Source organism: Streptomyces sp. NPDC046859 (assembly GCF_040645135.1).
Lineage (GTDB): Bacteria > Actinomycetota > Actinomycetes > Streptomycetales > Streptomycetaceae > Streptomyces.
Window position 1 is genome coordinate 122,933 of record NZ_JBEYXR010000008.1, and the last position, 26,780, is coordinate 149,712.

The 26,780-nt window shown below is 71.9% G+C and carries 23 protein-coding genes; 13 read left to right on the forward strand and 10 right to left on the reverse strand.

All coding sequences use genetic code 11. The features are described from left to right. Positions 1-9: 9 nt before the first annotated feature. The 3 genes from ABZ899_RS14625 to ssd all read right to left on the reverse strand — a co-directional run bounded on the left by ABZ899_RS14625 (position 10) and on the right by ssd (position 3,525). On the reverse strand, positions 10-891 hold the full coding sequence (locus tag ABZ899_RS14625; protein ID WP_361345451.1) for a type II secretion system F family protein: 882 nt from the start codon (positions 889-891) through the stop codon (positions 10-12). Continuing rightward, the gene (locus ABZ899_RS14630) at positions 884-2,065 is read right to left on the reverse strand and encodes a TadA family conjugal transfer-associated ATPase (RefSeq protein WP_361345788.1); all 1,182 of its coding nucleotides are present in this window, start codon (positions 2,063-2,065) and stop codon (positions 884-886) included. The genes ABZ899_RS14625 and ABZ899_RS14630 overlap by 8 nt, the downstream gene beginning before the upstream one ends. Positions 2,066-2,412: 347 nt before the next feature. Next, complete coding sequence (gene ssd, locus ABZ899_RS14635) at positions 2,413-3,525, reverse strand: septum site-determining protein Ssd (protein WP_361345453.1); 1,113 nt, start codon at positions 3,523-3,525, stop codon at positions 2,413-2,415. A 574-nt stretch (positions 3,526-4,099) separates the two neighbouring features. On the opposite strand from ssd, the gene ABZ899_RS14640 reads away from it, so the two are divergent. Further along, positions 4,100-4,933: an HAD family hydrolase gene (locus ABZ899_RS14640; RefSeq protein WP_361345455.1), complete on the forward strand. Its 834-nt coding sequence runs from the start codon at positions 4,100-4,102 to the stop codon at positions 4,931-4,933. A 425-nt stretch (positions 4,934-5,358) separates the two neighbouring features. Here the strand turns inward: ABZ899_RS14640 and ABZ899_RS14645 are convergent, their stop codons facing one another. Beyond that, a complete protein-coding gene (locus tag ABZ899_RS14645) occupies positions 5,359-6,183 on the reverse strand; it encodes an oxidoreductase (RefSeq protein ID WP_361345457.1) in 825 nt (274 codons plus the stop codon). 145 nt (positions 6,184-6,328) lie between these two features. Here ABZ899_RS14645 and ABZ899_RS14650 point away from each other — a divergent pair, with 145 nt between their 5' ends. Then, on the forward strand, positions 6,329-7,339 hold the full coding sequence (locus ABZ899_RS14650; protein WP_361345459.1) for an ATP-binding protein: 1,011 nt from the start codon (positions 6,329-6,331) through the stop codon (positions 7,337-7,339). Positions 7,340-7,393: 54 nt separating this feature from the next. Here ABZ899_RS14650 and ABZ899_RS14655 read toward each other — a convergent pair whose 3' ends face one another. Beyond that, positions 7,394-8,662, reverse strand: coding sequence for a hypothetical protein (locus ABZ899_RS14655; RefSeq protein WP_361345461.1), 1,269 nt, complete (start codon positions 8,660-8,662; stop codon positions 7,394-7,396). A 388-nt stretch (positions 8,663-9,050) separates the two neighbouring features. On the opposite strand from ABZ899_RS14655, the gene ABZ899_RS14660 reads away from it, so the two are divergent. From ABZ899_RS14660 to ABZ899_RS14685, 6 genes are all read left to right on the forward strand, one after another. Beyond that, positions 9,051-11,603 carry a SulP family inorganic anion transporter gene (locus ABZ899_RS14660; RefSeq protein ID WP_361345463.1) on the forward strand — a complete coding sequence of 851 codons (2,553 nt, stop codon included), beginning with the start codon at positions 9,051-9,053 and terminating at the stop codon, positions 11,601-11,603. Positions 11,604-11,933: 330 nt separating this feature from the next. After that, positions 11,934-13,889 (forward strand): acetate--CoA ligase, encoded by a 1,956-nt coding sequence (acs, locus tag ABZ899_RS14665; RefSeq protein ID WP_361345464.1) that lies wholly within the window; start codon positions 11,934-11,936, stop codon positions 13,887-13,889. Positions 13,890-14,070: 181 nt separating this feature from the next. Then, positions 14,071-15,504, forward strand: coding sequence for a Na+/H+ antiporter NhaA (gene nhaA, locus ABZ899_RS14670; protein WP_361345466.1), 1,434 nt, complete (start codon positions 14,071-14,073; stop codon positions 15,502-15,504). Positions 15,505-15,581: 77 nt separating this feature from the next. Next, positions 15,582-16,079 carry a phage holin family protein gene (locus ABZ899_RS14675; RefSeq protein WP_361345468.1) on the forward strand — a complete coding sequence of 166 codons (498 nt, stop codon included), beginning with the start codon at positions 15,582-15,584 and terminating at the stop codon, positions 16,077-16,079. Further along, entirely contained in the window at positions 16,076-17,011 is a 936-nt protein-coding gene (locus ABZ899_RS14680; RefSeq protein ID WP_361345469.1) for an alpha/beta hydrolase, read from the forward strand. The genes ABZ899_RS14675 and ABZ899_RS14680 overlap by 4 nt, the downstream gene beginning before the upstream one ends. A gap of 131 nt (positions 17,012-17,142) precedes the next feature. Next, a complete protein-coding gene (locus ABZ899_RS14685; RefSeq protein WP_361345471.1) occupies positions 17,143-17,325 on the forward strand; it encodes a hypothetical protein in 183 nt (60 codons plus the stop codon). A gap of 31 nt (positions 17,326-17,356) precedes the next feature. On the opposite strand, the gene ABZ899_RS14690 is transcribed toward ABZ899_RS14685, so the two are convergent. The 3 genes from ABZ899_RS14690 to nth all read right to left on the reverse strand — a co-directional run bounded on the left by ABZ899_RS14690 (position 17,357) and on the right by nth (position 20,406). Continuing rightward, the gene (locus ABZ899_RS14690; RefSeq protein WP_361345473.1) at positions 17,357-18,556 is read right to left on the reverse strand and encodes a MarP family serine protease; all 1,200 of its coding nucleotides are present in this window, start codon (positions 18,554-18,556) and stop codon (positions 17,357-17,359) included. A 106-nt stretch (positions 18,557-18,662) separates the two neighbouring features. Beyond that, positions 18,663-19,358 (reverse strand): CoA pyrophosphatase, encoded by a 696-nt coding sequence (locus ABZ899_RS14695; protein ID WP_361345475.1) that lies wholly within the window; start codon positions 19,356-19,358, stop codon positions 18,663-18,665. 70 nt (positions 19,359-19,428) lie between these two features. After that, a complete protein-coding gene (gene nth / locus ABZ899_RS14700) occupies positions 19,429-20,406 on the reverse strand; it encodes an endonuclease III (RefSeq protein ID WP_361345477.1) in 978 nt (325 codons plus the stop codon). 250 nt (positions 20,407-20,656) lie between these two features. On the opposite strand from nth, the gene ABZ899_RS14705 reads away from it, so the two are divergent. From ABZ899_RS14705 to ABZ899_RS14715, 3 genes are all read left to right on the forward strand, one after another. After that, positions 20,657-21,331: a Crp/Fnr family transcriptional regulator gene (locus tag ABZ899_RS14705; protein ID WP_015658871.1), complete on the forward strand. Its 675-nt coding sequence runs from the start codon at positions 20,657-20,659 to the stop codon at positions 21,329-21,331. Between the two features lie 277 nt (positions 21,332-21,608). Further along, positions 21,609-22,475 carry an NUDIX hydrolase gene (locus tag ABZ899_RS14710; protein WP_361345479.1) on the forward strand — a complete coding sequence of 289 codons (867 nt, stop codon included), beginning with the start codon at positions 21,609-21,611 and terminating at the stop codon, positions 22,473-22,475. Positions 22,476-22,530: 55 nt separating this feature from the next. After that, on the forward strand, positions 22,531-23,379 hold the full coding sequence (locus ABZ899_RS14715; protein WP_361345481.1) for an MBL fold metallo-hydrolase: 849 nt from the start codon (positions 22,531-22,533) through the stop codon (positions 23,377-23,379). A 73-nt stretch (positions 23,380-23,452) separates the two neighbouring features. On the opposite strand, the gene ABZ899_RS14720 is transcribed toward ABZ899_RS14715, so the two are convergent. Both ABZ899_RS14720 and ABZ899_RS14725 read right to left on the reverse strand, forming a co-directional pair. Continuing rightward, complete coding sequence (locus ABZ899_RS14720; protein WP_361345483.1) at positions 23,453-23,920, reverse strand: RidA family protein; 468 nt, start codon at positions 23,918-23,920, stop codon at positions 23,453-23,455. Beyond that, positions 23,917-24,078 carry a DUF4177 domain-containing protein gene (locus tag ABZ899_RS14725; RefSeq protein WP_003975360.1) on the reverse strand — a complete coding sequence of 54 codons (162 nt, stop codon included), beginning with the start codon at positions 24,076-24,078 and terminating at the stop codon, positions 23,917-23,919. Before ABZ899_RS14725 ends, ABZ899_RS14720 begins: the two co-directional genes overlap by 4 nt. A 105-nt stretch (positions 24,079-24,183) precedes the next feature. Between ABZ899_RS14725 and ABZ899_RS14730 the strand changes: the two genes are divergently transcribed. After that, positions 24,184-25,164: an ArsA-related P-loop ATPase gene (locus tag ABZ899_RS14730; protein ID WP_361345485.1), complete on the forward strand. Its 981-nt coding sequence runs from the start codon at positions 24,184-24,186 to the stop codon at positions 25,162-25,164. 58 nt (positions 25,165-25,222) lie between these two features. Next, a complete protein-coding gene (locus tag ABZ899_RS14735; RefSeq protein ID WP_361345487.1) occupies positions 25,223-26,698 on the forward strand; it encodes an ArsA family ATPase in 1,476 nt (491 codons plus the stop codon). The last annotated feature ends 82 nt before the right edge of the window (positions 26,699-26,780 follow it).

Genomic DNA, 26,780 nt, shown 5'->3' on the forward strand with positions numbered 1-26,780 from the left:
GTCGCCGCCTCACCCCGCCTCCGCTCCCCGCACGATGCGGGCCGCCCACCACATACCGGCCCCTTCCAGCACGGCGCCGACTGCCAGGCACCCGAATCCCGCGCCGGTGTGCAGCAGCACGTGCAGTGGATCCGCGCCCATGGCCGCACCGAGCAACAGCCCGAGCACCGGCAGACCGGCGAGCATCACCACCGTCGATCTGGCGCCCGCCAACTGGGCGCGCAGATCGGCACGTTGATCGCGCTCCGCGCGGAGTGCCGCCTCCAGCCGGTCCAGTCCGGCCGCGAGACCGGCGCCCTGGTCGACGGCAACCCGCCAGCACGCGCCCAGCCCCGACAGCCCTTCGGCACCGGGCTGCCGCGCCGCGGAGGCGAGCGCGCCGGGCACATCACCGCCGAACCGCGCCGCCGCCAGCACGGCGGACTGCGCCGCGCCGAGCCCGCCGGAGTCACGCGCCGCCCGCAGCAACGCCTCACCCGGCTGCCGCCCCGCCCGCACCTCACCGGCCAGTGCCCCGCACAGCGCGATCACCGCACCTGCGCGCAGTTCACGCGCGCGCCGCGCCTCCTGGGCCAGCCGCATCCGCCTCAGCAACGGCACCCCGCCCGCCCCCGCGACCAGCGGCAGCACCGACGACCCGAGCACCGCCAGCACCAGACCGGCGACCAGAGCCCACCCCTCGGCTCTCAGGCGCCCCCGCACCCGGCGCAGTGTCCCGGCCACCCGTCGCCAGTCGGACGGCCCGGCGTCCAGACCGTCACCGCCCGCGAGCAGCACCCGAGCCCGCCGCACACCCTGGTCCCGCCCGCCCACCAGACAGACGGCCGCCGCTCCGAGGCACACACCGGCCGCGCCCAACCCGTCCAGCGCGCCGGAGGCCAGCTCACCCATGGCTTCCACCTGCGCCACTCCTGATGTCACCGCCCCCGCGCAGCAGCGGCTGGAGCCGCTCCCAGCCCCGCTCGGCCACGAACCCCTCCGGTGCCCAGCGCAGCGCCGGCACGGTCCGCACCAGCCCGGCCGGGTCCCGCTCCAGCACGTGCACCTCGGCGATCCGCCGACGCCCGGCCCGGTCCCGTACAAGATGGAGGACGACCGACAACGCGGCGTCCAACTGGCTGTGCAGGGCAGCCCGGTCGAGCCCCGCCGCCGTCCCGAGGGCTTCGAGACGGGCGGGCACATCGGCGGCCGCGTTGGCGTGGACCGTCCCGCAGCCGCCCTCATGACCCGTGTTCAGGGCGGCGAGCAGATGCACCACCTCGGGTCCGCGCACCTCGCCCACGACCAGCCGGTCCGGCCGCATCCGCAACGCCTGGCGCACCAGGTCCTCCAGGGTGACCAGTCCGGCTCCCTCCTGGTTGGCGGGCCGGCTCTCCAGCCGTACGACATGGGGATGGTCCGGCTTGAGCTCCGCCGAGTCCTCGGCGAGCACGATCCGCTCGTCCGGCCCGACCAGCCCCAGCAGGGCGCTCAGCAGCGTCGTCTTGCCGCTGCCGGTCCCCCCGCTGATGAGGAAGGACAACCGCGTGCCGACCAGGGCCCGCAGCACCCTGTCCCCGCCCGGCGGCACCGTCCCCGCAGCGACCAGTTCGTCGAGCCTGAACGCCCGTGGCCGCGCCACTCGAAGCGACAGACAGGCACACCCCACGGCCACCGGTGGGAGCACCGCGTGCAGACGGGTCCCATCGGGCAGCCGGGCGTCCACCCAGGGCCGGGCGTCGTCCAGGCGCCGGCCGGCCACCGCGGCGAGGCGCTGAGCGAGACGTCGTACGGCGGCCGCGTCGGGGAAGGACACGGAGGTCAGCTCCAGGCCCCCGCCCCGGTCGACCCAGACCCGGTCCGGTGCCGAGACCAGCACGTCGGTGACGGCGGGATCGGCGAGCAGCGGCTCCAGCGGGCCGCTTCCGACCAGCTCGGACCGTAACCGCTCGGCCGCACCGAGCACTTCGGCGTCGCCCAGCACCCTGCCCTGTTCCCGCAGTGCCTGCGCGACCCGGGCCGGAGTCGGCTCGGCCCCGCTCTCCGCCAGCCACTGCCGCACCCCGTCGAGCAGCCCCGCCGGCATGTCCGCCGCCCCGCCGGCTCCGCTCGGCGCCCAGCGCCCACCGGGCGCGACCGCCATGTCACCCGGCCGGGCTCCCACTTCACCGACTGCCGTCCGGGCAGGCACCCCACCGGCGCCCCCGGCCCACCCTTCCGAACCTTCCGGCACCCCTCTCAAGCCCACCTGCCCCGGCCGCCGACCAGGACCACTCACCGCCCAACGAGGCACCCGTGCCCGTGCACCCGCACCCGCACCCACACTCACACTCACTGCCGACACCATGCCCGCGCCCCCGCACGCCGCGTCCGCACTCACCCGGCCACCGCCTACCTCTCCCACCGGCTCAGCCCTCCTCTCCATGTCGCCCCTCACGCCGCCCTCGCCTCGCACAGCGCGCGCTCCCAGAACTCCCGGCAGAAGCGGGCGAGCGGACTCCGCGCCGCCGCGCCGGGCGGCTCCCTGTGCTCGTGGGGCCGCACCAGCCCCGGGTCCACCGGCACCTCGCCGACCAGCGGCAGATCCAGGAGCCGGGCCACTTCCCGGTCGTCGAGTCCGGGCGGGTAGGGCCCTCGTACGGCCAGGCGCAGATCCCTCAGCAGCAGTTGGACCGCCGAGGCCACCTGCCGTGCCGCGGCGACCGCGCGCAGCTCGGCGGGGACGACGAGGATGCCGACGTCGAGCTGGGCCAGGGCTTCGGCGACACCGTCGTCGATCCGGCGGGGCAGGTCGACGACGACGGCTCCGCCGCGGCGCCGGGCCGCCGCCAGTACGGCGCGCATCGCCTGCGGAGGAACGGCGACGCTGTCGCCCCGGTCCCAGCTGAGCACCCGCAGGGAGTGCAGTTCGGGCAGGGACTCCTCGAGGGCGCCGCTGCCCAGCCGTCCGCGTGAGCCGGCGAAGGCCGGCCAGCGCAGGCCCTCCACCGCCTCCCCACCGAGGACGACGTCGAGTCCGCCGCCCAGCGGATCGCCGTCCACCAGCAGCGTGCGCACTCCCTCGCGCGCGGCGGTCACGGCGAGGGCACACGCGAGCGTGGAGGCCCCGGATCCGCCGCGGCCGCCGATGACCCCGACGGTGAGGGCGGGCCGGCCGACGCCTTCGGCGACGTCGGCGATCCGGTCGACCAGCCACTGCTCGCCGTCGGGAAGCATCAGGACATGGTCGGCACCGATCTCGACGGCCCGGCGCCAGACCCCCGAGTCGTCCTGGTCACGGCCGACGAGGAGCACACCGCCCCGGCGTCCGGCGCCGCGCACCCGGCGGGCGGCGTCGTCGCCGACGAGCACGAGCGGCGCGGCCTCCCAGCTGCTCCAGGGCTCGGGCACCCCGTGGTGGACCTCGGGTGTGGCGCCGGCCGCCGCGCACAGGCGCAGCAGATCGTCGAGCAGATCGGCGTCCTCGGTGACGATCAACGGCTTTCCGGGCCGCTCGTAGGCGGGCTCCGGCGGATCGTGTGTGACGGCTGCGGTCACGGTTTCCATCCCCCATCGCTGCATCGCTCGCGCGGCCCCGCGGCCACGCCATTCCCAAAGGTGTGAAGAGCCGGTAAGCGGCCTCCACATGAACGGCCGATAGGAACCGGCCAATCACGCCCGACAAACCGGAACCGGCCATGAAGTCGGACCGCCGGGACGCGTCGGAATCACGATGCAGCGATCCGGCAAATCGTGTGGATCTTGGTCAATAACTGTGGACAACTCGGTAGTTGTGAATATGACCGTCACCCGAACCGGTGAGCCTTGCACCCATCTCTGGACGATCTCCCGGCAGTGGCGCGACGATTACGCAGTGTCACGGATCAGAAGCGTGCCGAAAGCGCGGCCACAGCCGCCCGGCTCCGGCCTCGCGGCCACGCTCATAAGGGGAAAACGGCCCCGGACATGCGACGACCCCCGCCGGGGGGGGAGAGCGGGGGTCGTCTCCACGGCCGACTCGGGGGGGGGAGGAGTCGGACCGGGTTAGCACGGTCGCGAACGATCCGTGACTTCCATGGTGTACCCGAGAGCCTTCTCAAGCAAACCCACGCGCCCACCTTACGCCGAATGGGCTGCGCCTATGCTCGGGGGCGTGGAAAACCACTCCTTGCCCCGCACAGCCGCCTTCTTTGACCTGGACAAGACGGTCATTGCGAAGTCGAGCACGCTCACGTTCAGCAAGTCGTTCTACCAAGGGGGCCTGATCAACCGCCGGGCCGCCTTGCGGACCGCCTATACGCAGTTCGTCTTCCGCGTGGGTGGTATGGACCACGACCAGATGGAGCGCACCCGCGAGTACCTCTCGGCGATGGTCCGCGGCTGGAACGTCCAGCAGGTCAAAGAGATCGTCGCCGAGACGTTGCACGACCTCATCGACCCGATCATCTACGACGAGGCAGCGTCCCTCATCGAGGAGCACCACACGGCCGGCCGCGACGTCGTGATCGTGTCGACGTCCGGTGCCGAGGTCGTCGAGCCCATCGGTGAGCTGCTCGGCGCCGACCGCGTGGTGGCGACGCGCATGGTCGTCGGCCACGACGGCCGCTTCACCGGAGAGGTGGAGTACTACGCGTACGGCCCGACCAAGGCCGAGGCGATCCGGGAGCTGGCCGCGTCCGAGGGCTACGACCTCGCTCGCTGCTACGCCTACAGCGACTCGGCCACCGACCTGCCGATGCTGCAGACCGTCGGGCACCCGCACGCCGTGAACCCGGACCGCGCGCTGCGCCGCGAGGCACTCGCGCGCGGGTGGCCGATTCTCGACTTCCACCGGCCGGTCCGGCTCAAGCAGCGCCTCCCCGCCTTCTCGGTACCGCCGCGGCCCGCCCTGGTCGCGGCGGCCGCCATAGGCGCGGCCGCGGCCACCGCCGGCCTCGTCTGGTACGCGAGCCGGCGCCGTACGGCGCTCGCCTGAGCCGCGCGCCCGCCGCCTCTCCCGTCACGTGCGGATATCGATGCCCGTTTGGCCCATATTTGAGAGTAAAAGTAAAGAACTGCAGCGAGGGCTTCCGCTTGGTTGCGGTTCGGAGTACAAAGGACTCAACGGCCCGCGAGAGCCAAGGACATCCGAGAGGATCACCTCAGCTACGCATTTTGGCCCCACGGACCGAGCATGGACATCGAGCACCCACGCGACGTCGACCCGTCGAATACGGGCCAGCCGCACCAGGTGACGGGCAATGTTCCCGACCTGATGGGCAATACATCGAGGACGCTTGGTAACGCGATGAACATGCCAGCGGCGGTACGAATCCTCGTACCGCCGCATTTCGTCGCCCGTGTTCTCCGCGGCTCACGCGGCTCACGGAATTCACTTCGCGCCACGCGGCCAAGCGCCGCTCACGCGGCTCCGCGCTGAAGCGCCTCGCAGACCGCCGTCGACTCGCGCGCGCCCAGCTCGACCGCCTTGCCGCAGTGGGCGATCCAGGCCGCCACGCCCTCGGGGGTGCCGGAGACGTAGCCGTCGAGCGCCGCCAGATAGGCCGCACGGCCCAGCTCGGCGTGCCCCACCTCGGCGGCGCACACCGACTTCGGGTCGAGCCCGCTGCCGACCAGGACGACCCGCTCAGCCGTACGCGCGACCAGGCCGTTGCGGGAGGTGAAGGGGCGCAGCGCGAGCAGTTCGCCGTGCACGACGGCGGCCGTCACCAGCGCGGGCGCCGATCCGCCCGCGATGATCAGCTCGGAGAGCCCCTCCAGCCGGCCGTGCGCCTCCGCAGCGCTCGGCAGGGGCAGCTCGATCAGCGGTTCGTCGACCGCCTCGCCCTCCTGCCGCGGCCGCCCGACCCGCTCGTCACCGTCCGCCGCGGCCACCAGGTGCAGCCGGGCCAGCACCCGCAGCGGCGACTGACGCCAGATGGACAGCAGTTGACCGGCCTCGGCGGTGAGCCGCAGGGCCGCGCCCATCACGCGCGCCTCGTCGTCACCGCTGAAGTCGGTACGCCGGCGCACCTCCTCGAGCGCCCAGTCCGCCCCGGACAGCGCCGCGGAGCCACGGGCGCCGCGCAGGGCCGCCTCGGACGTGATCTCGTTGCTGCGGCGCCGCATGATCCGGTGCCCGTACACCCGGTCGACCGCCTTGCGCACCGACTCCACGGCCTCGGGCACACCGGGGAGCGACCCGAGGGCCGCGAGCGGATCGGTGGACGCGCCTGTCGTACTCATGAGTACGACATTACGCGCCGCCCGCGATCCGGCCGCCACCCCGTCCGGCTTCTCGCCCGCCACGCGCCTGCCTCCACCCCTCGATCGGGTGGCCTTTCGGGCACGCCTGCCACGTACAGCTATCTTCCGACTACTCTTGGTGAACATGAAAATTGCTTTCGTCGGGAAGGGCGGCAGCGGAAAGACGACGCTGTCCTCCCTGTTCATCCGCCATCTGGCGGCGGCCGGAGCGCCGGTCGTCGCCATCGACGCCGACATCAACCAGCACCTCGGAGCCGCGCTCGGCCTCGACGAGAGGGAGGCCGCGGCGGTCCCCGCGATGGGCGAGCGGCTGCCACTGATCAAGGACTACCTGCGGGGCCACAACCCGCGCATCGCGTCCGCCGCGACGATGATCAAGACGACTCCGCCGGGTGAGGGGTCGCGGCTGGTGCGGGTGCGCGAGCCGAACCCGGTGTACGACGCCTGCGCCCGGCCGGTGGAACTCGACGGCGGCGCCGTCCGTCTGATGGTCACCGGCTCCTTCACCGACTCCGACCTCGGGGTCGCCTGCTACCACTCCAAGACGGGAGCGGTGGAGCTGTTCCTGAACCACATGGTGGACGGCCGCGGCGAGTACGTCGTGGTCGACATGACGGCGGGCTCGGACTCCTTCGCCTCCGGGATGTTCACGCGCTTCGACATCACGTTTCTCGTCGCCGAGCCGACCCGGAAGGGAGTCTCCGTCTACCGCCAGTACCGGGACTACGCGCGCGACTACGGAGTCGTCCTCAAGGTCGTCGGGAACAAGGTCCAGGGGCAGGACGACCTGGACTTCCTGCGCTCCGAGGTCGGGGACGACCTGCTGGTGACGGTCGGGCACTCGGACTGGGTGCGGGCCATGGAGAAGGGCCGTCCGCCGCGGTTCGAGCTCCTGGAGGACGCCAACCACACGGCTCTGCACCGTCTGCGGACAGCCGCCGACGACACGTACGAGCTGCGCGACTGGGAGCGCTACACCCGCCAGATGGTGCACTTCCACCTGAAGAACGCCCAGTCCTGGGGGAACGAGCGCACCGGGGCCGATCTGACCGCGCAGATCGACCCCGGGTTCGTCCTCGGCGAGCACCTCGTCGCGCGCTCCGGGGCGGAATCCTCCCTGTCCCCCACCGCCTGACCTGCCGGCCCGCCCGTCCGGCCCCGCTCCGCAGCCGGCCGGGCGGCCGGGGTCCTACCGCCCGGCCGGCGGCGCCCCCGGCACTCCCTTCGGAGCCGGGGCCCCACCGCCCGACAGGAAGGACGCCCAGCCCTGCCTCGGGGCCTCGCCGACGCTCAGCGTGCGCAGCTTGCGCAGGGTGGCGGGGTCCTGGGCGTCGAGCCAGTCGACGAGCTGGCGGAAGGACACGCAGCGCACGTCGGGCTTGTTGCAGACGGCTTCGACGACCTCCTCCACGGCACGCATGTAGGTGCCGCCGTTCCAGGACTCGAAGTGGTTGCCGATGATCAGGGGGGCGCGGTTGCCGTGGTACGCCCGCTGGAAGCCCATGAGCAGCCCGTCCCGCATCTGGTCCCCCCAGAACTCGCGCTTGGCGGGGTCGCCCTGGGTCTTGGTGCCGGACTGGTTGACCATGAAGTTGTAGTCCATGGTGAGCTGTTCGTAGGAGTGCCCGGGGAACGGCACCAGCTGCATCGACAGGTCCCACACGCCGTCCTTCTCCGTGGGCCAGAGCTGGTTGTTGACGCCGCTGGAGTCGTAGCGGAAGCCCATCTCCCGGGCGGCCCTCACGAAGTTCGAGCGGCCTTCCAGGCAGGGGGTGCGGGCGCCGATGAGTTCCTTGTCGTAGTCGAAGGGCAGGGGGTCCGCCTGTGCCATCCCGGTGTTGGTCTTCCAGGACTTCACGAACCTCTTGGCCTGGGTGATCTCCTCCTTCCACTCCTTCACCGACCACTCGCCGACCCCGCCGCCCTTGCCGCAGAAGTGCCCGTTGAAGTGGGTGCCGATCTCGTTGCCCTCCAGCCACGCGAGGCGCAGCTGCCGCACGGTGTCGGCGATCCCCTGCTGGTCGTTGAAGCCGATGTCCGAGCGGCCCGGGGAGTGCTGCGGCGGCCGGTACAGGTCGCGCTTGTCCTCCGGCAGCATGTACACGCCGCTGAGGAAGTACGTCATGGTCGCGTTGTTGGCCTTGGCGACCTTGCGGAAGTGGGAGAACAGCCTCTGGCTGTCCTCACCGGCGCCGTCCCACGAGAACACCACGAACTGCGGCGGCTTCTGGCCCGGCTTCAGCCTCTCCGGCCGCGGCAGATGAGGCTGTGCACCGGTGTACGCCGTGGAGCCGTCGCCGATCAGACGGATCGCGCTCTTCGGGGCGGGAGCCACCGGCTTCTGCTTCTGCGGCCCGGGCGCGGCCTGCCCGTCCGGGTCGGATCCGATCGCGCATCCCGCGAGCGACGCCGCGCAGACGGCGGCGATCGCGGTGCCCGCGGCGATCCTGCGGGGCACGGCTGACCGATGCGGTGGGGCGCATCCGCGGGATGTGGCCGACCTGGCGGGTGTGGCGGTGGCGCGGTGAGGAGCGGTCCTGCGGGTGGCGGCCATGTCCCTCCACCTTCTTCCTTCTCTCGGGTCCGGCGGCGCCGCAAAGATCGCACGGGTCGAAGGTGGAATTAATACGACAAGCCGACTAATCGGCGACTTCACCCCTCAGAGGGATTTATTAGTCCATTTGCTCGGACACTCCATTCCCTCCCTTTACTCTCCATTACGATTCGTTTACCGACTGTCACTACCCGCCGCTGCACGCCGTGCCCACACGGCCGCGACAGACCCCTGGCCCACCGCCAGGTGCCCCCACGATCCGCGACCGCGCTGCCCCGGAGGAGACGGGAACATGTCAGCCTGCACCCCCACACGCCACGAAGACGCCAACCGAAAGGAACACAGCCACGAGCCGCACAGTCCGCCGCGCCGGCCCCGCGGCCCCCGCCTCACCGGCGCCGACGCATCGGCGTCCATCGCGGTCTTCCTGATCGCCCTCCCGCTTTCCCTGGGCATCGCCCTCGCCACCGGCGCCCCCCTCCAGGCCGGCCTCGTGGCCGCCGCCGTCGGCGGAGTCGTCGTCGGACGACTCGGCGGCGCCCCCCTCCAGGTCAGCGGCCCCGCCGCCGGGCTCACCGTCGTGACCGCCGAGCTCATCCAGCGCTACGGGTGGCGCACGACCTGTGCCATCACCGTCCTCGCCGGTGTCGCCCAGCTGGGCCTCGGACTCCTGCGCGTGGCGCGTGGCGCTCTCGCCGTGAGCCCGGCCATCGTGCACGGCATGCTCGCCGGCATCGGCGTCACCATCGCCGTGGCCCAACTGCACATCGTGCTCGGCGGCACCCCGCACAGCTCGGTCCTGCTCAACCTGCGGGACCTGCCGGCCCAGCTGGCCCAGGTACAGACCGCCGCCCTCTCGGTGAGCGCGCTGACCCTCGCGCTGCTGCTGGCCTGGCCCCGCATCCCGGGCCGCGCCGGACGGCTCCTGCGGGCCGTGCCCGCGCCCCTCGTCGCCGCCACCGGGGCCACCGCCTGCGCGGCACTCCTCGGGTTCAGCCTGCCCAAGGTCGACCTGCCCTCCTGGAGCAGCCACGCCCTGGCCGGTCTCCCCGAAGGCCCCGTGCTGGGCCTGATCGCGGCCGTGCTCACGATCACGCTGGTGTGCAGCGTGCAGTCGCTGCTCGGCGCGGTCGCCGTGGACAAACTGGTCGCCGCCCGGCCCGAGCTGTCCGCCCGCGTCGGCCGCGCCGACCTCGACCGCGAACTGCTCGGTCAGGGCGCCGCCAACGTCGTCTCCGGCGCCCTCGGCGGCCTGCCCATCGCGGGAGTGGCGGTCCGCAGCACGGCGAATGTGAACGCCGGCGCCGTCAGCAGGAACTCCACGATGCTGCACGGCGTTCTCGTAGTGATCGCCGCGCTGCTGATGGTCCCGGTCCTCGAGCTCATCCCGCTCGCCTCGCTCGCCGCCCTGGTGATGGCCGTCGGCATCCAGATGGTGTCCCTGCACCACATCCGCACGGTGACCCGCCACCGCGAAGTGCTCGTCTACGCCGTCACCACCCTCGGCGTGGTGTTCGTCGGCGTCCTCGAAGGCGTGACGCTGGGGATCGGCATGGCCGTCGCCGTCGCCCTGCACCGCCTCACCCGCACCCGGATCACACATCACGAGGAGGAAGGAGTCCATCACATCCGCGTCAGGGGGCAGTTGACGTTCCTCGCGGTGCCCCGGCTCAGCCGGACCCTGCATCTCGTCCCCCACGGCGCCCACGCCGTCGTGGAGTTGGACGGCTCGTTCATGGACCACGCCGCGTACGAGTCCCTGCAGGACTGGCAGAACACCCAGGCGGCGCACGGCGGCACCGTCGAACTGGTCGGCCGCCGCGCCGGCGTCCGGATCGGCGAACCGACGGGATCGGCGGGCTTCCACCTGGACGGCAGGCCCGGCACACCTGACGTGTCCGGCTGCCGCTGCCACCCGTGGACGCCGTGGCGCAACCACCAGTGCGCCATCCCGGAGACGAGCACCTCCGACCGCCCGACCAGCACCCCCGCCCGCCCCGACACCACGGGCGAGGGAACACATGCACCCCGGGACACCGATCCCTCCGGGCCCACCGACCGACTCACCGCGGACGCCGCATCGGCCGGGACACCGATGGTTCCGACGACCTCCTCCGGCCCCGGCGACCCAGCCGCCGACGGGGCCGAGACGATCGGCGCCACCGGCAGCACCGGCACAGCCCGGCAACTGGCCCGCGGCATCAGTGCGTTTCAGCGCAACACCGCGCCGCTCGTGCGGGGCGAGCTGGCGCGGCTGGCACGGGAGGGGCAGCAGCCCTCGCAGTTGTTCCTCACCTGTGCGGACTCGCGCCTGGTCACCTCGATGATCACCAGCAGCGGCCCCGGTGACCTGTTCGTCGTCCGCAACGTCGGCAATCTCGTCCCGCCTCCCGGCGAGGAGAGCGGGGACGACTCGGTGGCCGCCGCGATCGAGTACGCGGTGGACGTGCTGCGGGTGCGGTCCGTCACGGTGTGCGGGCACTCCGGGTGCGGGGCCATGCAGGCCCTGCTCGCCTCCGGCCAGGACGCCGTGGACACCCCGCTCCGCAGATGGCTGCGGCACGGCGGACCGAGCGTCGCCCGGATGGCCGACGGGAGCTGGCCCACGGCCAGGCTCGCCGGGCGGGCGGCGGCCGACGCGGTCGAGCAGCTCTGCCTGACCAATGTGATCCAGCAGCTGGAACATCTGCGCGCCCATGACTCGGTGAGCCGGGCCCTGCGGGCGGGAGAGCTGGAGTTGCACGGGATGTACTTCCACGTCGGTGAGGCACAGGCGTACCTGCTGGCGGAAGGCGGGGAGGACGAGGTGTTCGACCACGTGGGGGCGGCCGACCTCTCGGCCTGAACCGGCGGATGCGCGGCCCCGCCCCCGCCGGCGCGGGCCGCGCATCCGGTGAGCGGCATGACGCGGGAGCGGGGGCCGCGAGGGGCGGGGCCGTCCGGGCGACTCGTGCGGGGGTCCGCACAGGGCTGGGCGCCGGAGTGTGAAAGGGATTACACACCTGAACCGCGTGCGTACGGCGTCCGTGGGAACGGATGACCCCCGGCGCCGACAGCAGGTGCACACCCGCCGCACAGGTCTAAACCAATTATCCGTCGACCCTTGTCAGCGGGCCCTCGGGTCTGATGAGCTGTGGCCTGGGACACAACGGACACCCTGGGAAAGGGAGATGTCGTGAGCAACGAAAGCCTGGCCAACCTGCTCAAGGAAGAGCGCAGGTTCGCACCCCCCGCCGACCTGGCTGCCAACGCCAACGTCACGGCGGAGGCGTATGAACAGGCCAAGGCTGACAGGCTCGGCTTCTGGGCCGAGCAGGCCCGCCGCCTGACCTGGGCCAAGGAGCCGACCGAGACACTGGACTGGTCGAACCCGCCGTTCGCCAAGTGGTTCAAGGACGGCGAGCTCAATGTCGCCTACAACTGCGTGGACCGGCATGTCGAGGCCGGACACGGCGACCGGGTGGCCATCCACTTCGAGGGCGAGCCCGGCGACAGCCGCGCCATCACCTACGCCGAGCTCAAGGACGAGGTCTCCAAGGCGGCCAACGCGCTGCTGGAGCTGGGCGTGCGCAAGGGTGACCGGGTCGCCGTCTACCTGCCGATGATCCCCGAGACGGCCGTCGCGATGCTGGCGTGCGCGCGTATCGGCGCCGCCCACTCGGTCGTCTTCGGCGGCTTCTCCGCCGACGCGCTCGCCACCCGGATCCAGGACGCCGACGCCAAGGTCGTCATCACCTCCGACGGCGGCTACCGGCGCGGCAAGCCGTCCGCGCTCAAGCCCGCCGTGGACGAGGCGGTCTCCAAGGTGGACAACGTCGAGCACGTGCTCGTGGTCCGCCGCACCGGCCAGGACGTGGCCTGGGACGACAGCCGTGACGTGTGGTGGCACGAGGTCGTCGACCGGCAGTCCGCCGAGCACACCGCGGAGGCGTTCGGCGCCGAGCAGCCGCTCTTCATCCTCTACACGTCCGGGACGACCGGTAAGCCCAAGGGCATCCTGCACACCTCCGGCGGCTACCTCACCCAGACCGCCTACACGCACCACGCCGTCTTCGACCTCAAGCCGGAGACCGACGTCTACTGGTGCACCGCGGACGTCGGCTGGGTCACCGGTCACTCGTACATCGTGTACGGACCGCTGGCGAACGGCGCGACCCAGGTCATGTACGAGGGCACGCCGGACACGCCGCACCAGGGCCGCTTCTGGGAGATCGTGCAGAAGTACGGGGTGACGATCCTCTACACGGCGCCGACGGCCATCCGGACGTTCATGAAGTGGGGCGACGACATCCCCGCGAAGTTCGACCTGTCCTCGCTGCGCGTCCTGGGGTCGGTCGGCGAGCCGATCAACCCCGAGGCATGGATCTGGTACCGCAAGAACATCGGCGCCGACCGCACCCCGGTCGTCGACACCTGGTGGCAGACCGAGACCGGCGCCATGATGATCTCGCCGCTGCCCGGTGTGACGGAGGCCAAGCCCGGCTCGGCCCAGCGGCCGCTGCCCGGCATCTCCGCGACCGTCGTGGACGATGAGGCGAACGAGGTGCCCGACGGCGGAGGCGGTTACCTGGTCCTGACCGCGCCCTGGCCGTCGATGCTGCGCACCATCTGGGGCGACGACCAGCGGTTCATCGACACGTACTGGTCGCGCTTCGAGGGCAAGTACTTCGCCGGTGACGGTGCGAAGAAGGACGACGACGGCGACATCTGGCTCCTGGGCCGGGTCGACGACGTGATGCTGGTGTCCGGGCACAACATCTCCACCACCGAGGTGGAGTCGGCGCTGGTGTCCCACCCGTCGGTCGCCGAGGCGGCCGTCGTCGGCGCCGCCGACGAGACCACCGGCCAGGCCATCGTGGCCTTCGTCATCCTGCGCGGCACGGCCGCCGAGACCGAGGACCTGGTCGCCGACCTGCGCAACCACGTCGGCACCACCCTCGGCCCGATCGCCAAGCCCAAGCGGATCCTGCCGGTGGCCGAGCTGCCGAAGACCCGCTCCGGGAAGATCATGCGCCGGCTGCTGCGGGACGTCGCAGAGAACCGCCAGCTCGGTGATGTGACCACGCTGACCGACTCGACCGTCATGGACTTCATCCAGGCGAAGCTGCCCACGTCGTCCAGCGAGGACTGAGCACGCCCCGAGGGCACCCGGCGCCAGGCGCGCCGGGTGCCCTCGGCGTTCGTACGATGAGACCCGGATGCACCCCCGTGCACCCGTGAGTAGGCTGAACGCAGCGAGACTCGTTCATAGGTGCGCCGGGAAGTCTGGTCGGCATGTTCTCCGTGATGCCCACCGACCGGAGGTAATCCCCGTGGCCGCGTCCCCTCCCCCCGCCCGCAAGGCCTTCGGCCGGCTCTCACTGCCCGAGCGGAATTTCGTGGCGGACGCGTTGCGCACCGAGACCGTCGGCGGCGTCCTGCTCCTCGTCGCCGCGATCGCCGCCCTGCTGTGGGCGAACCTTCCGGCCCTGCAGGACAGTTACGAGAGCGTCGGGCACTACCACGTCGGCCCCGAGGCCCTGGGCCTGCATCTGTCCGTGGAGCACTGGGCGGCCGACGGGCTCCTCGCGATCTTCTTCTTCGTCGCCGGGATCGAGCTCAAGCGCGAACTGGTCGCCGGCGATCTCAAGGACCCCGGCAAGGCCGTCCTGCCGGTCGTCGCGGCGCTGTGCGGCATGGCGGTACCGGCCCTCGCGTACACGCTGACCGTGGTCACCGGCGGCGGCTCGCTGGCGGGCTGGGCCGTGCCGACGGCCACCGACATCGCGTTCGCTCTGGCCGTGCTCGCGGTCATCGGCACCTCGCTGCCGAGCGCGCTGCGCGCGTTCCTGCTGACCCTCGCCGTCGTCGACGACCTCTTCGCCATCCTGATCATCGCGCTCTTCTTCACCGAGCAGCTGAACTTCGCCGCGCTCGGCGGCGCCGTCGCGGGCCTGGCCGTCTTCTGGCTGCTGCTGCGCAGGGGAGTACGCGGCTGGTACGTGTACGTGCCGCTCGCCCTCGTCATCTGGGGGCTGATGTACAACAGCGGCATCCACGCCACGATCGCCGGTGTCGCCATGGGCCTGATGCTGCGCTGCACCCGGCACGAGGGCGAGAAGGAGTCTCCGGGCGAGCACATCGAGCACCTGGTACGGCCGCTGTCGGCGGGCTTGGCCGTGCCCCTGTTCGCGCTGTTCAGCGCCGGGGTGGTGGTCTCCGGGGGAGCGCTGCGCGACGTGTTCACCCAGCCGGAGACGCTCGGGGTGCTGCTCGGGCTGGTCGTCGGCAAGGCCGTCGGCATCTTCGGCGGCACCTGGCTGACGGCGCGCTTCACCCGGGCCTCGCTCAGCGACGACCTCGCGTGGGCGGACGTGTTCGCCGTGGCGACCCTCGCCGGGATCGGCTTCACCGTCTCCCTGCTGATCGACGAACTCGCCTTCGCGGGCGACACCGCGCTCACCGACGAGGTCAAGGCGGCCGTCCTCCTCGGCTCCCTGATCGCGGCGATTCTCGCGACCGTGCTGCTGAAGGTCCGGAACGCCAAGTACCGCCGGATGTGGGAGGAGGAGGAGCGCGACGAGGACGCCTCCGGCGTGCCGGACATCTACGAGCAGGACGACCCCGAGTACCACCTGCGCATGGCCGCCCTGCACGAACGCAAGGCCGCCGAGCACCGCCGGCTCGCCGAGGAGAAGGCCGCCGCACGCCACGCGGTTGCCGAAGGGGCGGGCAGGGCAGGCGATGAGGGGCACCGTCGGGCATGATCTGACGGGACGGTACAAAAGACGGAACCGTACTCGGTCAGGCGGAAGACGGAACCGTGACTACGAGGGAGACCGCGATGAGCGCACCCGACGGCAGCCCGGTCGGCGCCGAACGCAGCATCGGCCAGCTGTTCGCCTCGGCGACGACCGAATTGTCGGCGCTGGTGCATGACGAGATCGCCCTGGCCAAGGCGCAGCTCAAGCAGGACGTCAAGCGCGGCGCGACCAGCGGCGGGGCGTTCTCGCTGGCGGGCGCGGTGCTGGTGTTCTCGCTGCCGATGCTGAACTTCGCCTTGGCGTACGGCATCAGGACCTGGAGCGACTGGAACCTGGCGCTCTGCTTCCTGCTGTCCTTCGCCGCCAACGTCCTCGTCGCGGTGGTTCTCGCGCTGATCGGCGTCGTCTTCGCGAAGAAGGCCAAGAGGAGCAAGGGCCCGCAGAAGGTCGCGTCGTCGATGAAGGAGACGGCGGGCGTCCTGCAGAACGCCAAGCCGCATCCGCGGCCGGCTCCCGCGGCCGAGCTGGAGGACCGGGCCCCCGCGGCCATCGAGGCTGTGGCACGCTCGTCGTCATGACGGATCCCGCCCCTTCGGCACAGCCCGGCTCGGTCGTACGGCTCGACGGCCCCTGGACGCACCGGGACGTCGCCGCGAACGGCGCGCGCTTCCACATCGCCGAAATGGGCGACGGCCCCCTGGTCCTGCTGCTGCACGGCTTCCCGCAGTTCTGGTGGGCGTGGCGGCACCAGCTCGTCGCGCTCGCCGACGCGGGTTTCCGTGCCGTGGCGATGGACCTGCGCGGCGTCGGCGGCAGCGACCGTACGCCGCGCGGCTACGACCCGGCCAACCTCGCCCTCGACATCACCGGTGTGGTCCGCTCGCTCGGCGAGCCGGACGCCGCGCTGGTCGGTCACGACCTGGGCGGCTATCTGGCCTGGACGGCGGCCGTGATGCGCCCCAAGCTGGTCCGCCGGCTCGCGGTCGCGTCCATGCCGCACCCCCGGCGCTGGCGTTCGGCGATGCTCTCGGACGTGAAGCAGACCAGCGCCGGCTCCTACATCTGGGGGTTCCAGCGGCCCTGGATCCCCGAACGGCAGCTGACCGCCGACGACGGGGCGCTGGTCGGCCGGCTGATCCGGGACTGGTCGGGTCCGCGCCTGCCGGACGACGAGGCGGTGGAGACGTACCGGCGGGCCATCCGCATCCCGTCCACCGCGCACTGCTCGATCGAGCCGTACCGGTGGATGGTGCGCTCGCTGGCACGGCCCGACGGCATCCAGTTCAACCGCCGGATGAAGCGGCCGGTGCGGGTGCCGACGCTGCATCTGCACGGCTCCCTCGACCCGGTGATGCGTACGCGCAGCGCCGCCGGTTCGGGCGAGTACGTCGAAGCGCCGTACCGCTGGCGCCTGTTCGACGGTCTGGGGCACTTCCCGCACGAGGAGGACCCGGTCGCCTTCTCCACCGAGCTCATCAACTGGCTGAAGGACCCCGAGCCCGACCGGTGACCGGGCCGGCCCGCCCGCCCGCTATCCGGTTCTGAACACCTGTTCTTCGAACAGCCAATTGCCTGGCGCATAGGCCAATTGGGGCCTTCCGGCGCGGTTATCGACCTTGGGGCGGGGGCAGACGTCGGGGTATGGGCTGGACGCACGACTACAGTGACGCGGCACGCGATCGGCGCTCGGCCGGCGGGCTGAGCTCCCACCAGCGAGGCAGCGCCCCGCAGATGCCGGTGGCGGACCCCCGGGTGGGGATTCCGCGCATCCTCCGCCGCAGGGCCCGCTGGGTCTCGGTACGCCTGCGCCACCCACGCGGCTGACGGGCGGCGCCCGCTCACCACGGCACCGGGCTCACAGCGCGCAACTGTCGCTGTCCACCTGCTGCTTGGCGGTACGCCCCTTGGCGATGTCCTCCCGGATCTCGTCCGCGGTCAGCGCGTACCCGGTGTCCGCGTCGTCGAGGGACTTGGCGAAGACCACGCCGTACACCTTGCCCTTGGGGGTGAGCAGCGGGCCGCCGGAGTTGCCCTGGCGCACGGTCGTGTACAGGGAGTAGACGTCACGGCTGACGGTGCCGCGGTGGTAGATGTCCGGACCGTTCGCCGGCAGACGCCCGCGCACCCGCGCGGCCCGTACGTCGTACGCGCCGTTCTCCGGGAAGCCCGCGATGATCGCGCCGTCGCCGCTCCCGGCGTCGGTGGCCGTGAACCGCAGCGCGGGTGCGTCGAGATCGGGCACGTCCAGTACGGCGATGTCGCGCTTCCAGTCGTACAGGACGACTGTCGCGTCGTACCGCCGGCCCTCGCCGCCTATCTGGACCGTGGGTTCGTCGACGCCGCCGACGACATGCGCGTTGGTCATGACGCGGCGCTCGGAGAAGACGAAGCCGGTGCCCTCCAGAACCTTGCCGCAACTGGAGGCCGTCCCCACGACCTTGACGATGGAGCGCCGGGCGCGGGTGGCCACCGGGCTGTTCGCCAGGGCCGGGTCGGGCGGCTGGACCTCGGTGATGGGCTCGTTCGAGAACGGGCTGAACACCTGCGGGAAACCGTTCTGCGCGAGGACGGAGGAGAAGTCGGCGAACCAGGTGTCGGCCTCGGCGGGCAGCGCCCGTGAGACACCGAGGAGCACCTTGGAGCCGCGGACCTCCTTGCCGAGCGTCGGCAGCGTCGTCCCGGCGAGGGCCGAGCCGATCAGCCAGGCCACGAGGAGCATCGCCACGACGTTGACGAGGGCGCCGCCGGTGGCGTCCAGCGCACGGGCCGGCGACCAGGTGATGTAGCGGCGCAGCTTGTTGCCCAGATGGGTGGTCAGCGCCTGCCCGATGGAGGCGCAGACGATGACGACGACGACGGCGACGACGGCCGCGGTGGTGCTCACCTCGGCGTTGTCGGTGAGGGCGTCCCAGATGACCGGAAGGAGGTACACGGCCACGAGACCGCCCCCGAGAAAGCCGATCACCGACAGGATGCCGACGACGAAGCCCTGGCGGTAACCGATGATCGCGAACCAGACGGCGGCGACCAGCAACAGGATGTCCAGCACGTTCACCGGTTCTAGCCTCGCCTCATCATTCTTCGCTCACCAGGTCAGCCATGGACCCGGCGGCATTGCGGACACGAGGCCCCCGGGACGGCACAGCACCGCAGACACCCTGTCATGACCGCCAGTCGAGCGGGACCTGCTTCCCCCGGTCCCAGGGCCGCTCCCAGCCGGAGAAATGGAGCAGCCGGTCGATGACACCGGCCGTGAAGCCCCACACGAGGGCCGATTCGACCAGAAATGCCGGTCCTCGGTGGCCGCTGGGGTGGACCGTGGTGGCACGGTTGTCCGGGTTCGTGAGATCCGCCACGGGGACGGTGAAGACGCGGGCGGTCTCGTTCGGATCGACGACGCCGACCGGGCTCGGCTCACGCCACCAGCCCAGCACCGGGGTGACGACGAATCCGCTGACCGGGATGTACAGCCGCGGCAGCACTCCGAAGAGCTGCACACCGCCCGGATCGAGGCCGGTCTCCTCCTCGGCCTCGCGCAGGGCGGCCCGCAGCGGCCCGTCGGTCCCCGGATCGCCGTCCTCGGGGTCGAGCGCACCGCCCGGAAAGGACGGCTGCCCGGCGTGCGACCGCAGGGAGCTGGCCCGCTCCATGAGCAGCAGCTCGGGTCCGCGCTCACCCTCCCCGAAGAGGATCAGTACGGCCGACTGGCGCCCGGCCCCGTCCTTCGGCGGCAGGAAGCGGCTCAGCTGCAACGGCTCGACGGTGTCGACGACCCGCGCCACCGGCTCCAGCCAGCCCGGCAGCCCGTCCTTGCTGAGCACCACCGGGCCGTCCTGCGTATCGCTCACCCGCGCCATCGCCACCCCTGTCGTCCTGCCTGCTTCAACGCGGGACGCTCTTCGGATCGTTCCGTACACCCGCACCGCGTCACGCGGCCCCCAGCGGCGGAGCCGGCTTGCCGCCCGCGTCCAGATAGGACTGCGGCGGCTTCAGACGCTGCCCGGGGAAGCCGCCCTTCTCGTACTTCAGCAGCTTCTGCGCCTTCTCCGGGTCCGTCTCGCCCTCCCCGTACGCCGGGCACAGGTGGGCGATGGGGCAGGCGCCGCACGCGGGCTTGCGGGCGTGGCAGATACGGCGGCCGTGCCAGATGACGTGGTGCGACAGGTCCGTCCAGTCGCTCTTCGGGAACAGCGAGCCGACCTCGGCCTCGATCTTGTCCGGATCGGTCTGCTCGGTCCACTGCCAGCGCCGCACCAGCCGCTGGAAGTGGGTGTCGACGGTGATACCGGGCCGCCCGAACGCGTTGCCCAAGACGACGAAAGCGGTCTTCCTCCCCACGCCGGGCAGCTTGACCAGGTCTTCCAGCCGCCCCGGGACCTCCCCGCCGTAATCCTCCACCAGCGCCTTGGACAGCCCCATCACCGACCGGGTCTTGGCCCGGAAGAACCCGCACGGGCGCAGGATCTCCTCGACCTCCTCCGGATTGGCGGCGGCCAGGTCCTCGGGGCCGGGGTACTTGGCGAAGAGCGCCGGTGTCGTCTGGTTGACGCGCAGGTCCGTGGTCTGGGCGGACAGGACGGTCGCGACAAGAAGCTGGAAGGGGTTCTCGAAGTCCAGCTCGGGATGGGCGTACGGATAGACCTCGGCGAGCTCCCGGTCGATCCGGCGGGCCCGCCGCACGAGAGCGGTCCGCGAGCCCCCCACCGCCTTGGCGGCGGAGGCACTCTTCACCGGCACGGCGCCCTTCTCGGGAACAACGGCGGGCTTCTTGGCGACAGCCTTCTTCACCGCCGCTTTCCGGCCGCGCGCAGCGGCTCCACCCGGCGCCTTTTTCGCCGTTCGCGCCGTCCTCTTCGCTCCACCAGGGCCCTGTTCGCCCACAGCGGAATCATGACGATCAACCACCCACCCAGCCCCCTCGGCCTGTGCTCTCACCGGCGATTTGGACACCCGGCCAGCCTAAAGCCCGCCACCGACATCCGCCCTGGACCGCGAAGATCGGCGCCCAATTGGACCCCTGCCGCGTACCCCCGGACATGTGTGCGGCATCCTTGTGACAGATCACACTGTTTGGACCGTCCGGCAAAATGGGGAACACGGTCCCCTGGCACGCGGGGGAATCGACCCCCTGAGCAGGTCGACAAGGAGAGAACTCGTGGACGACGTTCTGCGGCGCAATCCGCTCTTCGCGGCTCTCGACGACGAGCAGTCCGCGGAACTGCGCGCCTCCATGAGTGAGGTGACGCTCGCACGGGGCGACTCCCTCTTCCACGAGGGGGACCCGGGCGACCGGCTGTACGTCGTCACCGAGGGCAAGGTCAAGCTTCACCGCACATCCCCCGACGGCCGCGAGAACATGCTCGCCGTCGTCGGCCCCGGAGAGCTCATCGGCGAGCTCTCCCTGTTCGACCCGGGCCCGCGCACGGCGACCGCCACCGCGCTGACCGAGGTCAAGCTGCTCGGCCTCGGCCACGGCGACCTCCAGCCCTGGCTGAACGCCCGCCCCGAGGTGGCCACCGCGCTCCTGCGCGCCGTCGCCCGGCGCCTGCGCCGCACCAACGACGCGATGTCCGACCTCGTCTTCTCGGACGTCCCGGGCCGCGTGGCCCGCGCCCTGCTCGACCTCTCCCGCCGCTTCGGGGTGCAGTCCGAGGAGGGCATCCACGTCGTCCACGACCTGACGCAGGAGGAGCTGGCCCAGCTGGTCGGCGCCTCGCGCGAGACGGTCAACAAGGCCCTGGCCGACTTCGCCCAGCGCGGCTGGCTCCGCCTGGAGGCCCGCGCCGTGATCCTCCTGGACGTCGAACGCCTGGCCAAGCGCTCGCGCTGACACAGCCGTGGAACGGGGTCCCGCCTCCCACCGAGGCGGGACCCCGCTGCGTACGTACGACGACGAACCGCATCCCGCCACGGGCAGGCCCCTCCCGTACGGCGAAGCCGAACCGCGACCCGCCACGGACTGGCCCCCGCCCACGGCGGTGAGGGGACGTGCCGAGGGCGTCCGCCCACAAGGGTCGTCGCGGACACAAACCCGCACCTCACCTCCACACACCCCCACCCCCAGAGCCCCCTCGAACATCTGCGCGTCACGAGATAGCCTCGCGCCCATGGCAAACGGGCAGTGGTACCCACCGGAGTGGCCGGACCGCATCCGCGCACTCGCGGAAGGAGGCCTCACCCCGGTCGTCCCCAGACGCGCCGCCACGGTGATGCTGCTCAAGGACTCGGACCAGGCGCCCCTCGTCCACATGCTCCGCCGCCGCACCTCGATGGCCTTCGCCGCCGGCGCCTACGCCTACCCCGGCGGCGGTGTCGACCCCCGCGACGAGCAAGAGATCCGCTGGGCGGGCCCCCCGCGCGCGTGGTGGTCGGCCCGGCTGCGCGTCGAGGAGGCCACGGCCCAGGCGATCGTCTGCGCGGCGGTCCGCGAGACCTACGAGGAGGCGGGTGTCCTGCTCGCCGGCCCCACCGAGGACACCGTCGTCGGCGACACGACGGGCGACGACTGGGAGGCGGACCGCGCCGCCCTGGTCGCCCGCGACCTGTCGTTCGCCGAGTTCCTCGACCGCCGCGGCCTCGTCCTCCGCTCCGACCTGCTCGGCGCCTGGACCCGCTGGATCACCCCCGAGTTCGAGCCCCGCCGCTACGACACGTGGTTCTTCGTCGCCGCCCTCCCGGAAGGCCAGCGCACGCGCAACGCCTCCACCGAGGCCGACCGCACCGTCTGGATCCGCCCCGCCGAGGCCGCCGCCGCGTACGACAAGGGCGAACTGCTGATGATGCCGCCCACCATCGCGACCCTGCGCCAGCTCATCCCGTACGGCAGCTCCGCCGAGGCCCTGGCCGCCGCCCCCGGCCGCGACCTCACCGCCGTCCTCGCCCAGGCGAGCCTCGTGAACGGCGAGATCGTGCTCGCCTGGCCGGGCCACGACGAGTTCACCAAGCACATCCCGACCGGCGGAGCCCCCGCATGACCGCGACCGCGCGGACGCTCGCGCCCACGCATCGAGCCCCGGAAGGCCCCCTCGTATGACGGACGCCGCAGCCCTTCCCGGCCAGCCGCGCGACGCGGTCGTCTCCGGCCCGGCCACCGCCCGCGCCGTCAACGTCCTCGCCCCCAACGCGTCACCGATGACCCTGGACGGCACCAACACCTGGATCGTCTCGGAGCCGGACTCCGACCTCGCCGTCGTCATCGACCCGGGCCCGCAGGACGAGGGGCACCTGCGCAACGTCGTCGCCACGGCCGAGCGGTCCGGCAAGCGCGTCGCCCTGACACTGCTCACGCACGGGCACCCGGACCACGCCGACGGCGCCCTGCGGTTCGCCGAACTGACCGGCACACGCGTGCGTGCGCTCGACCCGGCGCTGCGGCTCGGCGACGAGGGGCTCGGCGCCGGGGACGTGGTCACCGTCGGCGGCCTGGAGCTTCGGGTGGTCCCGACGCCGGGCCACACCGCCGACTCGCTGTGCTTCCATCTGCCGGCCGACCAGGCCGTCCTGACGGGCGACACGATCCTGGGCCGGGGCACGACCGTCGTGGCACACCCCGACGGCCGCCTCGGCGACTACCTGGACTCCCTGAGGCGCCTGAGGTCCCTCACGGTCGACGACGGCGTCCACACGGTCCTGCCGGGCCACGGCCCGGTCCTCGAGGACGCCCAGGGCGCGGTCGAGTTCTACCTGGCCCACCGCGCCCACCGCCTGGCGCAGGTCGAGACGGCGGTGGAGGACGGCCACCGCTCCCCGGCCGAGGTGGTGGCCCAGGTGTACGCCGACGTGGACCGCTCGCTGTGGCCGGCGGCGGAGCTGTCGGTCCGGGCGCAGCTGGACTACCTGGAGGAGCACGGCCTCATCGAACCGCGCTCGACCCTCTGACCACGCGCCCCGAACAGGCGGCGGGAGCCGGACGACCGAACCCGGAACCGTCCCCGGCCGCATCGTCGGAGACCTACGCCCCGCTCAGCTCCACCTGCACCTCGACCTCCACGGGCGCGTCCAGCGGAAGCACCGCCACACCCACCGCGCTGCGCGCGTGGACGCCCTTGTCGCCCAGGACCTCGGCGAACAGCTCGCTGGCGCCGTTGATGACACCCGGCTGCCCGGTGAAGTCCGACGCGGAGGCCACGAAGCCCACGACCTTCACGACACGCGCGACACGGTCCAGGTCGCCCGCGACCGACTTCACCGCGGCCAGGGCGTTCAGGGCACAGACGCGCGCGAGGTCCTTGGCCTCCTCGGCGGTGACCTCGGCACCCACCTTGCCGGTCACCGGAAGCTTGCCGTCCACCATCGGCAGCTGGCCGGCGGTGTAGACGTACACGCCCGACTGCACGGCAGGCTGGTACGCGGCCAGCGGAGGGACGACCTCCGGCAGCGTCAGGCCCAGCTCGGCCAGCCTGTCCTCGACCGCGCTCACGCCTGCTTCTCCCGCTTCAGGTAGGCGACGAGTTGCTCAGGGTTGTTCGGCCCGGGCACGACCTGGACGAGCTCCCAGCCGTCCTCGCCCCAGGTGTCCAGAATCTGCTTCGTGGCGTGGACGAGCAGCGGCACGGTTGCGTATTCCCACTTGGTCATGCGGCCGACTTTATCCGCTGCCCCGGGCGACCCGGACGGCCGACCGCGTCACGTTGTCCACAGGCTGCCGCGTGCTCGGCGCGCCGACTGGTTAGGCTCGAAGACGTGAGCAGGCTCCAGGTCGTCAGTGGCAAGGGCGGGACCGGAAAGACCACGGTCGCCGCCGCACTCGCGCTCGCCCTCGCGACGGAGGGGAAGCGGGCACTCCTCGTCGAGGTCGAGGGCAGGCAGGGCATCGCACAGCTTTTCGAAACGCAGGCGCTGCCCTACGAGGAGCGGAAGATCGCCGTCGCGCCCGGGGGCGGGGAGGTGTACGCCCTCGCCATCGACCCCGAACAGGCCCTTCTGGAGTACCTCCAGATGTTCTACAAGATGGGCGGCGCCGGCCGGGCCCTGAAGAAGCTCGGCGCCATCGACTTCGCCACCACCATCGCCCCGGGGCTCCGGGACGTCCTCCTGACCGGCAAGGCCTGCGAGGCCGTCCGCCGCAAGGACAAGGCGGGCCGCTACGTCTACGACCACGTGGTCATGGACGCGCCGCCCACCGGGCGCATCACCCGCTTCCTGAACGTCAACGACGAGGTGGCGGGCCTCGCCCGCATCGGGCCGATACACAATCAGGCGCAGGCCGTCATGCGGGTGCTGAAGTCGCCGGAGACAGCGGTGCACCTGGTGACGCTGCTGGAGGAGATGCCCGTCCAGGAGACCGCAGACGGTATCGCCGAGTTGCGGGCGGCGCGGCTGCCGGTGGGCCGGATCATCGTGAACATGATGCGGCCCCAGGTGTTGGACGCGATCGATCTGGAACTCGTCCGCAGTGTCCCGCGCGCCGCCGTGGCCAAGTCGCTGTCGACGGCGGGACTCGGCGGGGCGCGCCGTGGCGGACTGGCCGAGCGACTGGTCGACCCGCTGCTGGGGCAGGCCGCGGAGTACGCCGAGCGGCACGCCCTGGAGCGCGAGCAGCGCACGGTGCTGGCCGACCTGGGGCTGCCGGTGCACGAACTGCCCCTGCTCGCCGAGGGCATGGATCTGGCGGGCCTGTACGCCCTCGCGCGCGAGCTGCGGGAACAGGACCTGTCATGGTGACCCGCCGCGGGCCGGAAGCTGGACCACGGGCGTCCGCCCCAGAAGCAGAGGGGAACTCATGAGCCGTCCGAATTCCGCGCAGACCCACGAACAAGCGCAAGCGCCATCGCAGTCGCAGTCGCAGAATCGGGCGGAGGAACCGGCACAAGGGCAGGACACCGCCCGCCGCCCCCACCACCTCTCCGCGTCACGCGTGCTCGATCTGGACCCGCTGCTCGACGACCCGGCGACCCGGATCGTGGTGTGCTGCGGCTCGGGCGGGGTCGGCAAGACCACGACGGCGGCGGCCCTGGGCCTGCGGGCCGCCGAGCGGGGGCGGAAGGTGGTCGTGCTGACCATCGACCCGGCCCGCCGGCTCGCCCAGTCCATGGGCATCGACTCGCTGGACAACACCCCGCGCCGGGTGAAGGGCGTCGAGGGCGTCGGCGAGCTGCACGCGATGATGCTCGACATGAAGCGCACCTTCGACGAGATCGTCGAGGCGCACGCGGACCCGGAGCGCGCGGCCGCCATCCTGGGCAACCCCTTCTACCAGTCGCTCTCGGCGGGCTTCGCGGGCACGCAGGAGTACATGGCGATGGAGAAGCTGGGCCAGTTGCGCTCCAAGGACGAGTGGGACCTCATCGTCGTGGACACCCCGCCGTCCCGCTCGGCGCTGGACTTCCTGGACGCGCCGAAGCGGCTCGGCTCGTTCCTGGACGGCAAGCTCATCCGCGTCCTGCTGGCTCCGGCGAAGGTCGGTGGCCGCGCGGGCATGAAGTTCCTGAACGTCGGCATGTCGATGATGGCCGGCGCCCTCGGCAAGCTCCTCGGCGGACCGCTGCTGAAGGACGTGCAGACGTTCGTGGCCGCGATGGACTCGATGTTCGGCGGCTTCCGCACGCGCGCGGACGCCACGTACAAGCTGCTCCAGGCGCCCGGTACGGCGTTCCTGGTGGTGGCGGCGCCGGAGCGGGACGCGCTGCGGGAGGCCGCGTACTTCGTGGAGCGGCTGGCCGCCGAGGACATGCCGCTCGCCGGGCTGGTGCTCAACCGGGTCCACGGCAGCGGCGCCGACCGCCTGTCGGCCGAGCGGGCGCTCGCCGCCGCGGAAAATCTTGAAGAGCCCCGCATTGTGGATCAGGAGGCCGGGAAAGCTGGTCTTCGTAACTCTCCCGACACGTACGACAGTTCAGGCACGGCCGCTCCCGAGGCACCAGTTCCCGACGCAGGCTCCCCCGCCGCCACGGACATGGAGCGCATCGCGGCCCCCGACCAGCCCGAGACCGGCGCTCCGCATGTGGAGCGGACCGTCGACCAACTCACGGCCGGCCTGCTGAAGCTGCACGCCGAACGTATGCAACTGCTCTCCCGCGAACAGCGCACGCGCGACCGTTTCGCCGCGCTGCACCCCGAGGTGGCGGTGGCCGAAGTGGCCGCGCTCCCCGGCGACGTGCACGACCTGGCCGGGCTGCGAGACATCGGGAACAGGCTCGCGGCCAACCGGCCGGAGCTTCCCGCTCCCGAGCCACCCGCCCAGGCGCCCGAGGCCTGACGGCCGACTCCTTGGGCGTGCCTGGGCACCCGTACGGCCTGCCTGGGCCCTGTCCCTGTATCAGGGCCCGGTGACCGGCCGC

Bases quoted from the DNA above. Each gene is read 5' to 3' on its own strand.
- ABZ899_RS14680 (WP_361345469.1), top strand. From the start codon at position 16,076: ATGACGGATCCCGCCCCTTCGGCACAGCCCGGCTCGGTCGTACGGCTC.
- ABZ899_RS14735 (WP_361345487.1), top strand. From the start codon at position 25,223: ATGAGCCGTCCGAATTCCGCGCAGACCCACGAACAAGCGCAAGCGCCA.
- ssd (WP_361345453.1), bottom strand. From the start codon at position 3,525: ATGGAAACCGTGACCGCAGCCGTCACACACGATCCGCCGGAGCCCGCC.
- ABZ899_RS14695 (WP_361345475.1), bottom strand. From the start codon at position 19,358: ATGGCGCGGGTGAGCGATACGCAGGACGGCCCGGTGGTGCTCAGCAAG.
- ABZ899_RS14725 (WP_003975360.1), bottom strand. From the start codon at position 24,078: ATGACCAAGTGGGAATACGCAACCGTGCCGCTGCTCGTCCACGCCACG.
- ABZ899_RS14710 (WP_361345479.1), top strand. From the start codon at position 21,609: ATGGCAAACGGGCAGTGGTACCCACCGGAGTGGCCGGACCGCATCCGC.
- ABZ899_RS14640 (WP_361345455.1), top strand. From the start codon at position 4,100: ATGCTCGGGGGCGTGGAAAACCACTCCTTGCCCCGCACAGCCGCCTTC.
- ABZ899_RS14645 (WP_361345457.1), bottom strand. From the start codon at position 6,183: ATGAGTACGACAGGCGCGTCCACCGATCCGCTCGCGGCCCTCGGGTCG.
- ABZ899_RS14630 (WP_361345788.1), bottom strand. From the start codon at position 2,065: ATGCCGGCGGGGCTGCTCGACGGGGTGCGGCAGTGGCTGGCGGAGAGC.
- ABZ899_RS14650 (WP_361345459.1), top strand. From the start codon at position 6,329: ATGAAAATTGCTTTCGTCGGGAAGGGCGGCAGCGGAAAGACGACGCTG.
- ABZ899_RS14715 (WP_361345481.1), top strand. From the start codon at position 22,531: ATGACGGACGCCGCAGCCCTTCCCGGCCAGCCGCGCGACGCGGTCGTC.
- ABZ899_RS14660 (WP_361345463.1), top strand. From the start codon at position 9,051: ATGTCAGCCTGCACCCCCACACGCCACGAAGACGCCAACCGAAAGGAA.
- ABZ899_RS14625 (WP_361345451.1), bottom strand. From the start codon at position 891: ATGGGTGAGCTGGCCTCCGGCGCGCTGGACGGGTTGGGCGCGGCCGGT.
- ABZ899_RS14685 (WP_361345471.1), top strand. From the start codon at position 17,143: ATGGGCTGGACGCACGACTACAGTGACGCGGCACGCGATCGGCGCTCG.
- ABZ899_RS14675 (WP_361345468.1), top strand. From the start codon at position 15,582: ATGAGCGCACCCGACGGCAGCCCGGTCGGCGCCGAACGCAGCATCGGC.